The following is a 14,661-nucleotide window of genomic DNA, read 5'->3' on the forward strand; positions in this document are numbered from 1 at the left end:
AATCCGCTCATTCATTCCTGATCATCGGCAAAAACCCGCTCAACAACTCCCCCTACCCCCTCTAAACCGGCCTTCCCCCCGTTGGCACAGCTCCTGCTATAGCCCTCGCAGGCTGCGTTTCAACGCGCTCCACAAAAACAATTAAACGAAGGATCCTTCAATGGATAACTCCAACGCCCTGCCTCTTGGGTCGGCTGCCGTGCCGGTCAAAGAACGAACCACCGCCAGTCGCATCAAGTCGATCTTCAGCGGTTCCGTCGGCAACATGGTCGAGTGGTACGACTGGTACGTCTATGCCGCCTTCTCGCTGTACTTCGCCAAGACCTTCTTCCCCGCCGGTTCCACCACCGCCCAATTGATGAACACCGCCGCGATCTTCGCCGTGGGCTTTCTGATGCGCCCGATCGGTGGCTGGCTGATGGGCCTGTACGCCGACAAGGTCGGACGTAAAAAGGCACTGATGGCCTCGGTGTACCTGATGTGCTTCGGCTCCCTGCTGATCGCCCTGAGCCCGAACTACGAAACCATCGGCATCGGCGCGCCGATCCTGCTGGTGTTCGCCCGTCTGCTGCAAGGCCTGTCGGTCGGTGGCGAGTACGGCACTTCCGCGACTTACCTGTCGGAGATGGCGACCAAGGAACGTCGCGGCTTCTTCTCAAGCTTCCAGTACGTGACCCTGATCTCGGGCCAGCTCATCGCGCTGGGCGTGTTGATCGTGCTGCAGAACATGCTGACCACTGAACAGCTGTACGCCTGGGGCTGGCGCATCCCGTTCGCCATCGGCGCGCTGTGCGCAATCGTTGCGCTGTACCTGCGTCGCGGCATGGAAGAAACCGAGTCGTTCACCAAGAAAGAGAAGTCCAAGGAAAGCGCCATGCGCACCTTGATGCGCCATCCGAAGGAACTGCTCACCGTGGTCGGCCTGACCATGGGCGGTACGCTGGCGTTCTACACCTACACCACCTACATGCAGAAATACCTGGTGAACACCGTCGGCATGAGCATCTCCGACTCCACCACCATTTCCGCAGCGACGCTGTTCCTGTTCATGTGCCTGCAACCGATCATCGGCGGCCTGTCCGACAAGATCGGTCGTCGTCCGATCCTGATCGCCTTCGGCGTGCTCGGTACGATCTTCACTGTGCCGATCCTGATGACCCTGCACACCATCCAGACCTGGTGGGGCGCGTTCTTCCTGATCATGGCGGCGCTGATCATCGTCAGCGGCTACACCTCGATCAACGCCGTGGTGAAGGCCGAGCTGTTCCCGACCGAAATCCGCGCCCTGGGCGTCGGCCTGCCGTACGCACTGACCGTGTCGATCTTCGGCGGCACCGCCGAATACATCGCGCTGTGGTTCAAGAGTATCGGCATGGAAACCGGTTACTACTGGTACGTGACTGCGTGCATCGCGGTGTCCCTGCTGGTGTACATCACCATGAAAGACACCCAGAAACATTCGCGGATCGTCACTGACTGATCGCAAAAAAAACGCGCGAAGGTGCAAGACCTTCGCGCGTTTCTTACCTGTCCGATTTCCCGATCAGGACAACTCGGCAACGCCCTGTTTGCCGCCATAGCGCTTCTGCGCATAAGACGCGCCCACGATCATCACCAACAGAATCCCCGCCAGCACCGCCGACGAACCGATGGTGCCGAAGTCCAGCCCGCCCTTCTCATGGGACTTGGTCATCAAGTCGCCCAGGGTCGCGCCAAACGGCCGGGTCAGCACGAACGCCACCCAGAACAGCGCCACCGCCGAAATCTTCGTGAAGTACTTGAGCAATACGACCACCGCAATCGCCGAGCCGATCAACAGCGCGCCACCGGCAAAGCCCAGGCCCGAATCGTCCGCCAGGTAATCGCCGAGCGCGGTGCCCAGGGTGTTGGAGAACAGGATCGCCATCCAGTAGAACATCTCGCCGCGAAAGCTCTGCACCTTGGTGACGTTGAGCGAATCGCCGCTCAGGCGCCACGCCGCGAAGATCGCCAGCAGGATCGCGATCAGGATCATGGAACCTGTGGCGTAACCCAGCTCCAGCGTGCGGTCCATGAAGTCGGACATGGTGGTGCCGGCGGTGCTGGTCGACAGGATCACGATCCAGTACAGCAGCGGCTTGTAAGTCTTGGACATCAGTTGCGTGATCAGCGTCAGGACGAACACGCTGATCAGGATCAGCGAGCTCATGGCATAGCCGACGTTCAGGGTCATCGACAGCAAATCCCCCGCGGTTTCCCCCAGGGTCGTCGCGCAGATTTTCATGACCCAGAAGGCCAGGGTGATTTGAGGCAGTTTGTTCATTGCAGGTAAAGCTCCAGTGTGTGACGGCCGGTTCTTGGTTTTCTGGCCGCCGGCAGACTGGCGTTACGAGGGTGAAAAACCGGTCGGGAATGTATGAAAAATCTGTCACACAACCCAAAAGCGGCGATTAATCACCGGTTAATGCCCCTGCCGCATTCTGCACCTACCTGATCGATGACCTGCGCGACGCTCGCTCCGACGACGAAAGCGAATTGAATGCGTCGCCCTTAATATCAAGTTAATCGATTGTTTTTAGCATTATTTTGCGCTTTTTAATCAATTTAGTTGGCGTAGCATGAACCCCATGCGAAACACATCGCCAACGAATTTCGAATCTGGAGAACGACCATGAAAACCAAACTGATCCTCGCCCTGACCTTGTCCGTACTGGCCGCCAACACCTTCGCCGCCGATGGCTCGGACAAAACCAAATCCGCCGATTTCATTTCCGGCGCCAGCGCCGCTATCGAAACCAGCCACTCGGGCGCTTACGCTGCCGACGGTTTCGATAAAACCAACGTCGGCAAAGCGGTTGCTGCCGATGGCTTCGACAAGACTGGCACTGCTGCTGCCATCGCTGCCGACGGCTTCGATAAAACCGGCACCGCCGCTGCCATCGCTGCTGACGGTTTCGATAAAACCGGTACTGCCGCAGCCATTAGCTGATCGGCGCAATGCAAACACCAAAGCCCGGCCATTGCCGGGCTTGTTCATTTCCAAAGGTCGGCATTTGATCTTCGCGGATCGGACTTGCACTATTGGCCGCTTATAAAAGCCTTCAGGAACACCCCGCCATGCCCGATGACATCCATTTCTACGAACCGGCCAACGGCCACGGCCTGCCCCACGATCCGTTCAACGCGATCGTCGGTCCGCGTCCTATCGGCTGGATTTCTTCGCAGGATGCCGAGGGCCGGTTGAACCTGGCGCCTTACAGCTTTTTCAACGCGTTCAACTACATTCCGCCGATCATCGGGTTCTCCAGCGTCGGGCGCAAAGACAGCCTGAACAACATCGAGCAGACCGGTGAGTTCGTCTGGAACCTCGCGACCCGGCCGCTGGCCGAGCAGATGAACCAGAGCTGCGCAGCCGTCGCGCCCGAGGTCAACGAGTTCGAACTGGCGGGGCTGACGCCGGTGGCGTCGAAGGTGATTGCCGTGCCGCGTGTGGCCGAAAGCCCGGTGTCCTTCGAGTGCAAGGTCACGCAGATCATTCAGTTGCAGCGGGCCGACGGCGAGACGGTGCCGAGCTGGCTGGTGCTCGGCGAAGTGGTCGCCGTGCACATCGCCAAATGGCTGTTGAAGGACGGGATCTACGACACCGCCGCCGCAGAACCGATTCTGCGGGGCGGCGGGCCGGCGGACTACTTCCAGCTGGGGCCGGAGGCATTGTTCAAGATGTGGCGCCCGGGCGCCGTCAAGTAAACGCGGTTACCAGATCAGCTCGGCGTCATCAGTGACGCCCTTGAGCTTGTCCAGCTCATTGATGGCCGCTTCATCCGCGGCAATGGCACCAGGGAAGACCTGGTCATTCAACAGTTTGTGAAAGCGTGGCGCACCGCCGTCGACCAGGGCCTTGACCGCGATTGCCGCGTGATAACCCTTGTTGCTGCCCAACTCGACGGGGACTACAGCGGAAACCGCTTCGAAGTGTTCGAACTCTTTACGTGCCATGTCGCAGGTCCTGGCTCAGTCAAATAGGCTGGCCATTAAACCCTCAACCGGCGAGTTTGTGTATCGGCGCGCAACTTTGACCCAGCGCCTGCGCCGCCGACACGTCTTTAAACGTGTGGAAATCCAGACTGTTGACCACCAGGTCCTGCACCAGCTCGGCAAAGACTTCCATCGACGGGCTGCTGAAATAGGCGGTCATCGACTGCTGGTTATTCCAGAAACCGGAAACCAGCCAAAGCTCCGGATCACACTGCGAATGCTGCAAGGAAAAGCTCAGGCAACCGGCGGCGGCACGGGACGGTTCGATCAGCGCGCTCAGGCGCATGCCGAGTTCCGCCGAGCGCCCGGCGCGCGCTCGAACGAAGGCCATATGACTGACGGGAATCTGCTTGGACATGTTCAACCCTCCCAGGGAGTCGCGTGGCAGCCGGGGACGGGCTGCGACAGGATCCAAGGTTAAGGGCCGGGCAGCGTTCGCCGTTAGTCGATTCCTGCCGTCGCGTTGCACAATCCTGCAAGACTGTCTTTCATACCTGTAACAGATCGTGAATTGCTGTCACCGTCCTGTCACACCGGTTTCGAGCAAGTTTTCCGGAATGCGCCCTGTCATGTCTGGGCAGGCAAGCAACGCCATGCAGGATCAGGCAAGCATTTCGCAGGATGTGTCTACCGCTTGCGCTTGCACAAACTTATGCTCTGCTCCCATTCCATCCCTTGCCGAGGAGGCTGTGCATGACGTCATTCGATCGTTTTCAGGCGCCGCCCGATGCCGACATGGAAAAGCAGCGCGCGGAACTGGCGGCCATCATCCGCCGCAACACATCCGAAGATGGCAGTTATGCCACCGCCGTCGGCTCGCTGTTCATGTCGCGCCACACCCAGTCCCATGACTTCGCCCCGGTGCTCGCGCAACCGGCGCTATGCATCATGGCCCAGGGTCGCAAAGAGGTACGGCTGGCGGACGAATTCTTCAATTACGATCCACTGAATTATCTGGTGGTATCGGTCTCGATGCCGTTGAGCGGTCGGGTGGTGAATGTCTCGCCTGAAGAGCCGATCCTCGCCGTGCGCCTGGACATCGATCCGGCGGAAATCACTGCGCTGATCGCCGATGCCGGTCCCATGGGCGTGCCGACCCGGCCGACCGGGCGCGGTCTGTATGTGGAAAAGATCGACAGCGCGATGCTCGATGCGGTGCTGCGTCTGGCCCGTCTGCTCGACACGCCGAAAGACATCGCCATGCTCGCGCCGCTGATTCGTCGGGAGATTCTCTATCGCCTGTTGCGCAGCCCGCAGGGCCATCGGCTGTACGAAATCGCCATCGCCAACAGCCAGAGCCATCGCATCAGCCAGGCGATCAAATGGCTCAACGGCAACTTCGAACAACCGCTGCGCATTGATGATCTGGCGAAGGAAGTGAACCTCAGCGTCTCGACCCTGCATCACCGTTTCAAGGCGATGACGGCGATGAGTCCGTTGCAGTATCAGAAGCAACTGCGCCTGCAAGAGGCGCGGCGCTTGATGCTGGCTGAAGGGCTGGAGGCATCGGCGGCCGGGTATCGCGTGGGTTATGAAAGCCCGTCGCAATTCAGCCGCGAGTACAGCCGCCTGTTCGGCGCGCCGCCGCTAAGGGATCTGGCGCGGTTGCGACTCACGGTCTGATCAGGCGCCCAACACCCGACACGCCTCACTCGGCAACGTCACCGACACCGGATGCCCGATCCCCAGCCCGATGCCCTGACACGGCGTACTCAGCGCCGTGAAGGTCACCCCGGAACATTCCACCGTGGTCTCGATGGTCGCGCCGATATCCCGCACAAACGTCACCTTGCCCAGCAGGCGATTGCCCGCCGTGGCCTGGGGCGCCGACAGTTGCAGGTCTTCAGGGCGGATCAGCATTTTCACTTTCTGCCCGACCACGATGCTGCTGCAGATCGGCACTTGCAGGGCATCACCACCCGGCAGCACGACCTTGCCATCGCCCAGCGCCGTGGCCGGGAAGATATTGCCGGAGCCGATGAAGTCCGCGACGAACTCGTTGGCCGGATGGCGGTAGATTTCGATCGGCGTACCCACCTGCTGCACGCGATGCTCGCCCAGCACCACCACGATGTCAGCCATGGTCATGGCCTCGCGTTGATCGTGGGTAACCATGATGGTAGTGATGTTCAGGCGTTGTTGCAGTTGACGGATTTCCACCTGCATCGACTCACGCAGCTTGGCATCCAGCGCCGACAGCGGTTCGTCGAGCAAAAGGATTTTCGGGTGCGAGGCAATCGCCCGGGCAATCGCCACCCGCTGACGCTGACCGCCGGAGAGTTTCGCCACCGGACGATCAATCATCGCTTGCAGCTGGATCAGTTCCAGCAACTCCACCACCCGCGCCTGTTGATCAGCCTTGCTCACGCCCCGCAGTTTCAGCGGATAGGCGATGTTCTCGCCCACGGTCATGTGCGGGAACAGCGCCAGCGACTGGAACACCATGCCGAAGTTGCGCAGGTGCGCCGGGGTGTGGCCGATGTCTTCGCCGTCCAGGCGGATCTCGCCGCCGGTGAGGGTTTCCAGCCCGGCGATCATCCGCAGCAGCGTGGTCTTGCCGCAGCCCGAAGGGCCGAGGAAACACACCAGTTTGCCCTCGGGCAAATGCAGGTTGACGTCTTTTACCGCGCAGGCCGAGCCGTAATATTTCTCGACGTTTTCCAGAATCAGACCAGACATAACTCACCTCAAAATCAGAAGGAAACGCCGCCCTCGCCCACCAGCTTCTCCAGCGCCCAGATCAGGACGAAGTCGATCAGCACGATCAGCACGGCAAACGAGAACACGGTAGGGTCGAGCGATGACACAGTGCGGCTGTACATCCAGATCGGCACGGTCATGACGTCGATGGTGTAGAGGAAATAGGTCACGGTGAATTCGTTGAACGAGACGATGAACGCCAGCAGCATCCCCGCCAGGATCCCCGATTTCATCAGCGGCACCACCACATCGACGATGGCCCGCAACGGCGAAGCGCCGAGCATCTGCGCGGCCTCTTCGACTTCGCTGCCGATGGAAAGCATGGCCGCCGTGCAGTTCTTCACCACGAATGGCAGCGCCAGAATCACGTGGGCAATCACCAGCCGCGAAGTGGTCATGTGGAACGGCAGGCTGTCGAACACCAGCAGCAAGGCCAGCCCCAGCACCACCATCGGAAACACCAGCGGCAGCGACATCAGTTGCAACGCCACGCCCTTGCCACGGAACTCGCAACGGGTCAGCGCGTAGGCCGCCGGCACCGCGATCAGCGTGGCGAAAATCATCGTCAGGCACGCCACCAGCAAACTGGTGCCCATGGCCTGGCCGAGGCTCAGCACATCGCTGGCGTCCGGCGACACAAAGGTGTGCCACGCCGCCTTGTACCATTGCAGGCTGTAGTTGCTCGGCGGGAAGTCGAGGTTCGACGCACCGCTGAACGACATCACGATCATGGTCAGGATCGGCAACACTGCCAGGAACAAAATGATCCCGGAAAGAATACCGGCGAACTTGCCGGTGTCTCCCGGCAACAGCGACTGACGCTTCTTGATCAGGGCACTCATTGCGAAGCCTCCAGCAGACGGCGACGGCGGCCGGTGATGTATTCGGACAAGGTCATGATCGCCAGTGTGGTAACGATCAGCACCACACCAGCGGCGGACGCAGCGGGCCAGTTCATCAGCGGGGCGATCTGGTCATGCACCATCACCGCGAGCATCGGCACGCGCCGACCACCCAGCAGCAGCGGCACCACGAAGCTGCTGGCGTTGTAGGCGAACACCAGCGTCGCGCCGGTGATGATCCCCGGCAGACTCATCGGCAACACCACCTGACGGAACACTTGGAAACGACTGGCGCCAAGCGTCGCGGCAGCTTCTTCGTAGCTGCGGGCGACACCGCGCATGGCGCTGGCAATCGGCAGCACAGCGAGCGGGAACGCGGTCTGCACCAGACCCATCAATACGCCGTTCTGGTTGTACAGCAACATGATCGGGCGTTTGATCAGACCGAGGCCCATCAGCGTCTGGTTGAGCATGCCGCCGGGGCCGAGAATCACCAGCCAGCCGTAGCTTTGCAGCAGCAGGTTGACCAGCAGCGGCAACAGCACCGCCGCGAGGAAGATCCGCCGCACGAACGGTGAAGTCAGGCGCGACATGGTGTAGGCCACCGGGATCGCCAGCACTACGGCGATCACCGCGCTGATCAGCGCCAGACGCAAGGTCAGCAGCAACGATTTCAGGTAGTAGGGTTCGAGCAACTGCGCGTAACTGGCCAGGCTGAAACCGGACCACTCCGCACCTTTGGTGCCAACGCTCATGCGCAGCACCAGCAGGCTGGCGGCAATCAGCACGCCGAGAAACAGCATCGACGGCGTGAGGAAAAACCACGCCCGCGCGGTTGGCGAAACACCGTGCGCCGGGCGCACGTCACCCGCGCCGACCGGTTGGGTCAGGGATTGATGTTCCATAGCAATGATCTCGTCAATGGAAAACGAATCTCCCGGGCACCCCGATCATGCGGTGCCCCGGAAGGTCGGCGTCAGGAAGAAAAGATTTCCGTGTAGCGACGAATCCACTGGTCATGCACGGTCGCCAGGAAGGCGTTGTCGTGCATGATCGCCTTCTCCGCGATCTGCTCCGGCGTGAGGATGAACGGGCTCTTGCGCGCTTCGGCGGAGATGATCGCCTTGGCGTTGACCGGGCCGTTGAAGATGTCTTCGGCCATCTTGCCCTGCACCAACGGGTCGAGGGAGTGATCGATGAAGGCGTAGGCCAGGTCGGTGTCGCCTGGACGGTTCTTCGGCATCACCGAGAGCATCAGGTCGGTATAGAAACCTTCTTTCATGCCGAACGTGGCACCGAGGCCGTAGTTCGGGTCGCGGATCTGCTTGGGGAAAAATGCCGGGGCATACAGGCCGCCCATGTCCAGGGAACCGGTGCGAAACAGCTCGGCGATCTGGTTGGGGTTTTCGCCCAGGGTCACCACGCGGTCTTTCAACTCCGCGAGTTTCTTGAAGCCCGGCTCGATGTTGTGTTCGTCACCACCGGCCAGTTTGGCGGCGATGATGATCAGGTCCATCGCCTCGGTCCAGTTCGGCGGCGGCAGGAAAATGTTCGGTGCCAGATCGGCGTCCCACAGCGCGGCGTAACTGTCCGGCGCTTCTTTCTGGGTACGGGTGCTGTAGACCAGGCTATTGCACCACAGCAGGTAACCGATGCCGTGACCGTTGGCCCCGGTGCGGTATTTTTCCGGGACATCGATCAGGTTGGGAATGCGGTTGAGATCGGGTTTTTCCAGCAGTCCGGCAGCGGCCAGACCTTCGGCGCCGACCCCGGCCAGAGTGATGATGTCGTACTGCGGACGGTCACCGCCGGCCTTGAGCTTGGCGACCATTTCCGAGGTGCTGCCGGTGCGGTCGGCAATCACTTTGGCGCCGGTCTTGGCTTCGAACGTTGCAGCGATGTTGCGCAGTGCGGCCAGACCCGTGTCATCGGACCAGGTCAGCAGGCGCAGGGTCTTGCCGGCAAAGCGGGTGTCGCTGGCACTGGCCCGGATGAAGGGCATGCTCATGGCCGCCGCAGCCACCGAGGCCACGCCGACGGTTTTGATGAATTGACGCCTGTTCAGATCGTGCTCGCCCATTTAGGACTCCCATTATTCTTGTAAGTATGAGATTGACCGCAACCCTTGCCGTGCGTGATCGGAACCGCTCAAGCCCCGATTTCAAAGGGCTTGAACGTGATCAGCGGGTTCATCCTGAGGTCGTGCAAAACACCTGACTATCGATAAAAACTCATTGGAGCCATGACGCCGGCGCATGCCTCGTTGCGAGGCATGCGCTGACCTTTTTCGGGCATTCAGAGCGCGCGGATCACGTGCTTGATTTCCTGGAATGCCGCCAGGCCCCACGGCCCCAGTTCGCGACCGATGCTGCTCTGTTTGTAGCCGCCCCACGCCGTCTGCGGGAAGATCACCTGCGGTGCGTTGAGCCACACCAGCCCCGCCTGCAAGGCGTTGGCGACCCGATCTGCGGTCTCGGCATTGCGCGTGACCACGCTGGCCACCAGACCGAACTGGCTGTCGTTGGCCAGGGCAATCGCCTCGGCTTCCGAAGCGAAACTGCGCACGCAGATCACCGGGCCGAAGATTTCTTCACACCACAGCGCACTGTCGAGGGGCACTTCGGTGAAGATCGTCGGTTGCAAGAAATATCCGCGCGGCAGATCCGCCGGGCGATTGCCGCCACAGATCAGCTTGGCACCGGCGCTCAGACCACGGTCAATGTGACCGAGCACACGCTGGTACTGCGCCTGATTGACCAGCGCGCCCATCTCGACTTCTGGATCGAACGGGTCGGCCACACGGATTTTTTCCGCGCGGGCCTTCAGACGAATCAGGAATTCATCGGCCAGTTCATCGGCGACCAGCACCCGGCTGGTGGCCGAGCACATCTGCCCGGCGTTGAAGAAACCACCGCCGCAGGCCAGCTCCACCGCCAGATCAAGGTCGGCATCTTCCAGAATCAGCAGCGAGGATTTGCCGCCCAGTTCCAGGCTCACGCCCTTCACGGTTTCCGCGGCGCGCTGCATCACCTGCACACCCACGGCGTTACTACCGGTGAAGGAAACCTTGGCGATGCGCGGGTCCGCCGACAGCGGCGCACCGACCGCCAGGCCGGTGCCGCACACCAGGTTGAACACGCCTTTGGGCAGACCGGATTCGGCGATGATCGCTGCCAGTTCCAGTTCCGGCAGCGGCGTGACTTCCGAAGGTTTGAGCACCACGCAGCAACCGGCGGCCAGGGCTGGCGCGAGTTTCCACGCGGTGGTGACCATCGGGAAATTCCACGGCACGATCAGCCCGACCACACCGCAAGGCTCGCGGCGCAGACGTGCGCTGAAATCGTCGCTCGGCAGCGGCACATCGCTGTCCTGTTTCGCATCGAGGCCTTCGGCGAGTTCGGCGTAATACTCGAAGGTGGCGATCACGTCATCGACATCGATGCCCGCTTCAAACTGCGGTTTGCCGTTGTTGCTCGACTGCAACTTCATCAAGTGATCACGACCGTTGCGCACGCCATTGGCGATGTTGCGCAGGATCGCGCCGCGCTCGGCGCCGGTGGTTTTCGACCAGTCCTTGAAGGCTACAGTCGCGGCCGTTACCGCTTGGTTGACGGCGTTTGCATCACCGCCATTGACCGTGGTCAGCAGCGCTTCGGTGGCCGGGTTGATCACGCGCAGGTGCTCGCGGCCGGCGGCCCATTGGCCGTTGATGTACAGGCCGTCGAGTGTGGTCGGGAAATTCATCATTTGGCCACCGCCGTCATCCATTGGGTCTGGTCGATTTCGATCAGGGTCGGGCCCTGACGATCGGTGGCGGCGCGCAGTGCACCGCGCAGGTGTTCGGCGGAGCTGATCGCTTCCGCTGCGCAACCCAACGCCTTGGCCACACCGATGAAGTCCGGGGTGTAGATGTCCACACCCACCGGTTCGATGGCGCGGTTGACCATGTATTTCTTGATCTCTTCGTAACCCTGGTTGTTCCACAACAGGATGATCACCGGGGTGCGTGCTTCCACGGCGCTGGCCAGTTCCGGCAGGGTAAATTGCAGACCGCCGTCGCCGATCAGGCACACCACTGGCGGACGTGCGCCGTGTTCCAGTGGGCCACCGAGCCAGGCGCCAATCGCTGCCGGCAAGGCGTAACCGAGGGTGCCGTAACCGGTGGATGAGTTGAACCAGCGGCGCGGACGCTCCGGGTTGAACGTGAGGTTGCCGGTGTACACCGGTTGCGTGGAGTCGCCGACGAACACCGCGTTCGGCAGTTCGTGCAGCACGGTTTCGAGGAAGCGGGTCTGGGCCAGGGTCGGGGCGTCCCAGGTCGCGGCCAGGTCTTCACGCAGACGGGCGGCGCGCACCTGACCCCAGTCGTTGCGGCGCTCGGCCAGCGGCTTGTGCGACAACGCGCTCAGCAATGCTTGCGCCGCGTTGCGCGAGTCCGCCACCAGCGCCACATGAGGCGGGTAGTTGCGCACGGTCTGGTCTGGATCGATATCGACGCGCAGCAGTTTGCCGGGGATCTCGAAACCACCCGCGAAGGTGACGTCGTAGTCGGTTTCCGCCAGCTCGGTGCCAATCGCCAGGATCACGTCGGCGTCGGCCACCAGGGCGCGGGTCGCCACCAGACTCTGGGTCGAACCGATCAACAGCGGATGATTGGACGGCAACATGCCTTTGGCGTTGATGGTCAGGGCCACTGGCGCGTCGAGCAGTTCGGCCAGTTCGGTGAGTTCGGCAGCGGCATCGATGGCGCCGCCACCGGCGAGGATCAGCGGACGCTGGGCGCCGGCCAGCAGTTCAGTCATGCGGCTCACGGCGGCCGGTGCAGCACCGGCGCGGTCGATGTGGACCGGCACGCTGGCCAGCAATTCGTCGGCTTCTTCAACCAGCACATCCAGCGGAATCTCGATGTGCACCGGACGCGGACGCCCGGCCTGGAACAGCGCAAATGCACGGGCCAGCACGCCCGGCAATTCGGACGCCGACATCAGCGTGTGGGAGAACGCCGCCACGCCGCCGACCAGTGCGCTCTGGTTCGGCAGTTCATGCAACTTGCCGCGACCGCCGCCCAATTGGCTGCGCGACTGCACGCTGGAGATCACCAGCATCGGGATCGAATCGGCGTAAGCCTGGCCCATGGCCGTGGTGATGTTGGTCATGCCCGGGCCGGTGATGATGAAGCACACACCCGGTTTGCCGCTGGTACGGGCGTAACCGTCGGCCATGAAACCTGCGCCCTGCTCGTGACGCGGGGTGACGTGGTTGATGCTCGAACGGGCCAGCCCGCGATACAGCTCCACGGTATGCACCCCGGGAATGCCGAACACCTGCTCGACCCCATAATCCTCGAGTAACTTGACCAGTACTTCGCCACACGTCGCCATGTCTTTGCCCTTCTTGTTCGTTGAGGCACCGGGCTTTAAAGGAACCGGTGATTGGCCTCATTGAAACGGGCGACCCGTAGCCGCAACAATCGATAAAAGCTCATACTAGCCATGTCCTCACGTCATACCTTGGATCCACATGAAACGACTGCCTCCCCTGCCCGCCCTGCACACGTTTCTGATCACCGCGCAGTGCTGCAACTTCACCCGGGCCGCCGAGCAGTTGCACATCACCCAAGGTGCGGTGAGCCGGCAGATCGCCGGGCTTGAAGAACATCTGGGCTATGAGTTGTTCATTCGCCTGGCCCGGGGCCTGGAACTGACGGCCGAAGGTCGCGAATGGCTGCCACGGGTGCAGCAGGTGTTCAGCCTGATCGGCGACTCGGTGGAGCTGATCGGCGCCAAACGCGAAACCCTGCAACTCAAGGCGCCAAGCTGCGTGATGCGCTGGTTGTTGCCGCGGCTGTTGCAATGGCAGCGCGAGCGCCCGGACGTGCCGGTGAAACTCACGGCGTCGTTGCAGCACGGGGTGGACTTTCATCGCGAACAGTTCGACGCGGCGGTGATCTACGGCACCGCGCCCCACGACTCGCCCGCGACCTTGCACCTGTTCGATGAACAACTGACGCCGGTCTGTTCACCGGGGCTGCTCAAGGGGTCGTCGGCCCTGCACACGCCGGCCGACTTGCAACAGCACTTGCTGCTGCACCCGACGCACACCGATGACGACTGGACGCTGTGGCTGGAGGCCGCCGAACTGCAATTGAACAACATCGGCAGCGGTCAGCATTTCGAAACCCTGGATCAGGCGATGTCGATGGCGTCCCACGGGACTGGGGTGGCGATCGGCGACTGGTCGTTGATCGGCGATGACTTGAACGCCGGGCGACTGGTGATGCCGTTCGATCTGAAGGTGAAGACGGGATTGGGCTATTACATCGTGGCGCCGGCGTCGGAGCCGTCGGCGAAGTTGCAGGAATTGATGGGGTGGTTGGTTGAGCAGGCTCATACGCGGTGAGCCTGTTACTGAACGTTCCCACACAAGGCGTGGGAACGTTTGATCGGGTTACATCAGTAACCGACAGTAAACCGCTGCCGCGAATGCTTCGGCGTTTCCACTTCGTCGATCAGCGCAATCGCGTAGTCGGCAAAGGTGATCGAGCTCTGGCCTTCGGCGCTCACCAGCAAGTCATCCTTGCCGACGCGGAACTTGCCGGTGCGCTCGCCTTCGACAAACAGCGCCGACGGCGACAGGAACGTCCAGTCCAGCTCCTTCTCCTGACGCAGCGCATCAAGGAACGCCGCACCAGCGCTGGCCTCAGCCTTGTACTCGGCCGGGAAACCGGCGCTGTCGATCACTCGGGTGCCGTCCGGCAGCAACAGCGAACCGGCACCGCCGACCACCAGCAGACGTTTCACCCCGGCCTGTTTCACCGGACCGATCAGCGCGCTGGCCGGTACCGTGGCGAAATGCGCGGCACTGATCACCACATCGTGACCGGCGACGGCGTCTTGCAGCGCGGCGGCATTCAAAACGTCTACGTTCTTGCTGACCACACCGGCGCGGGCGCCGATCTTCGAGGTGTCCCGAGCGATGGCGGTGACGCTGTGGCCGCGACGCAGGGCTTCTTCCAGCAATTGGCTGCCGGCACGGCCGGTGGCACCAATGATTGCGATCTTGCTCATGACATTCTCCAGTTGGCTTGAGAGTGCTGCGTTTTTCA

At 61.7% G+C, this 14,661-nt stretch carries 15 protein-coding genes; 5 read left to right on the forward strand and 10 right to left on the reverse strand.

What is annotated here, in order from left to right; translation table 11 throughout:
* The first annotated feature begins 160 nt into the window (after positions 1 to 160).
* The gene (locus tag IF199_RS23715; protein WP_096818372.1) at positions 161 to 1,480 is read left to right on the forward strand and encodes an MFS transporter; all 1,320 of its coding nucleotides are present in this window, start codon (positions 161 to 163) and stop codon (positions 1,478 to 1,480) included.
* A gap of 63 nt (positions 1,481 to 1,543) precedes the next feature.
* Here the strand turns inward: IF199_RS23715 and IF199_RS23720 are convergent, their stop codons facing one another.
* A complete protein-coding gene (locus tag IF199_RS23720; protein WP_192558855.1) occupies positions 1,544 to 2,302 on the reverse strand; it encodes a COG4705 family protein in 759 nt (252 codons plus the stop codon).
* 348 nt (positions 2,303 to 2,650) lie between these two features.
* Here IF199_RS23720 and IF199_RS23725 point away from each other — a divergent pair, with 348 nt between their 5' ends.
* Together IF199_RS23725 and IF199_RS23730 are read left to right on the forward strand one after the other, a co-directional pair.
* Positions 2,651 to 2,968: a hypothetical protein gene (locus tag IF199_RS23725; RefSeq protein WP_085730226.1), complete on the forward strand. Its 318-nt coding sequence runs from the start codon at positions 2,651 to 2,653 to the stop codon at positions 2,966 to 2,968.
* 128 nt (positions 2,969 to 3,096) lie between these two features.
* Positions 3,097 to 3,726 carry a flavin reductase family protein gene (locus IF199_RS23730; RefSeq protein WP_085709577.1) on the forward strand — a complete coding sequence of 210 codons (630 nt, stop codon included), beginning with the start codon at positions 3,097 to 3,099 and terminating at the stop codon, positions 3,724 to 3,726.
* Positions 3,727 to 3,732: 6 nt separating this feature from the next.
* On the opposite strand, the gene IF199_RS23735 is transcribed toward IF199_RS23730, so the two are convergent.
* Together IF199_RS23735 and IF199_RS23740 are read right to left on the reverse strand one after the other, a co-directional pair.
* Entirely contained in the window at positions 3,733 to 3,975 is a 243-nt protein-coding gene (locus IF199_RS23735) for a hypothetical protein (RefSeq protein WP_096818378.1), read from the reverse strand.
* A 43-nt stretch (positions 3,976 to 4,018) separates the two neighbouring features.
* Positions 4,019 to 4,372: a putative quinol monooxygenase gene (locus IF199_RS23740; protein WP_085709576.1), complete on the reverse strand. Its 354-nt coding sequence runs from the start codon at positions 4,370 to 4,372 to the stop codon at positions 4,019 to 4,021.
* A gap of 335 nt (positions 4,373 to 4,707) precedes the next feature.
* Here IF199_RS23740 and IF199_RS23745 point away from each other — a divergent pair, with 335 nt between their 5' ends.
* On the forward strand, positions 4,708 to 5,637 hold the full coding sequence (locus tag IF199_RS23745; protein WP_192558856.1) for an AraC family transcriptional regulator: 930 nt from the start codon (positions 4,708 to 4,710) through the stop codon (positions 5,635 to 5,637).
* Here the strand turns inward: IF199_RS23745 and IF199_RS23750 are convergent, their stop codons facing one another.
* The 6 genes from IF199_RS23750 to IF199_RS23775 all read right to left on the reverse strand — a co-directional run bounded on the left by IF199_RS23750 (position 5,638) and on the right by IF199_RS23775 (position 12,937).
* Positions 5,638 to 6,693 carry an ABC transporter ATP-binding protein gene (locus IF199_RS23750; protein WP_192558857.1) on the reverse strand — a complete coding sequence of 352 codons (1,056 nt, stop codon included), beginning with the start codon at positions 6,691 to 6,693 and terminating at the stop codon, positions 5,638 to 5,640.
* Positions 6,694 to 6,707: 14 nt separating this feature from the next.
* A complete protein-coding gene (locus IF199_RS23755) occupies positions 6,708 to 7,556 on the reverse strand; it encodes an ABC transporter permease (protein ID WP_192558858.1) in 849 nt (282 codons plus the stop codon).
* Complete coding sequence (locus IF199_RS23760) at positions 7,553 to 8,461, reverse strand: ABC transporter permease (protein ID WP_192558859.1); 909 nt, start codon at positions 8,459 to 8,461, stop codon at positions 7,553 to 7,555. Before IF199_RS23760 ends, IF199_RS23755 begins: the two co-directional genes overlap by 4 nt.
* A 71-nt stretch (positions 8,462 to 8,532) precedes the next feature.
* Complete coding sequence (locus IF199_RS23765) at positions 8,533 to 9,636, reverse strand: ABC transporter substrate-binding protein (protein ID WP_011335694.1); 1,104 nt, start codon at positions 9,634 to 9,636, stop codon at positions 8,533 to 8,535.
* Between the two features lie 215 nt (positions 9,637 to 9,851).
* Entirely contained in the window at positions 9,852 to 11,300 is a 1,449-nt protein-coding gene (locus IF199_RS23770; protein ID WP_192560998.1) for an aldehyde dehydrogenase family protein, read from the reverse strand.
* Positions 11,300 to 12,937 (reverse strand): 5-guanidino-2-oxopentanoate decarboxylase, encoded by a 1,638-nt coding sequence (locus IF199_RS23775; protein WP_192558860.1) that lies wholly within the window; start codon positions 12,935 to 12,937, stop codon positions 11,300 to 11,302. The genes IF199_RS23770 and IF199_RS23775 overlap by 1 nt, the downstream gene beginning before the upstream one ends.
* A gap of 139 nt (positions 12,938 to 13,076) precedes the next feature.
* Here IF199_RS23775 and IF199_RS23780 point away from each other — a divergent pair, with 139 nt between their 5' ends.
* Positions 13,077 to 13,955, forward strand: coding sequence for a LysR substrate-binding domain-containing protein (locus IF199_RS23780; protein WP_192558861.1), 879 nt, complete (start codon positions 13,077 to 13,079; stop codon positions 13,953 to 13,955).
* A gap of 53 nt (positions 13,956 to 14,008) precedes the next feature.
* Here IF199_RS23780 and IF199_RS23785 read toward each other — a convergent pair whose 3' ends face one another.
* Positions 14,009 to 14,623, reverse strand: a complete 615-nt coding sequence (locus tag IF199_RS23785; protein WP_096818388.1) for an NAD(P)-dependent oxidoreductase — start codon at positions 14,621 to 14,623, stop codon at positions 14,009 to 14,011.
* Between the last annotated feature and the right edge of the window lie 38 nt (positions 14,624 to 14,661).

The sequence above is a fragment of the Pseudomonas allokribbensis genome, from assembly GCF_014863605.1.
Lineage (GTDB): Bacteria > Pseudomonadota > Gammaproteobacteria > Pseudomonadales > Pseudomonadaceae > Aquipseudomonas > Aquipseudomonas allokribbensis.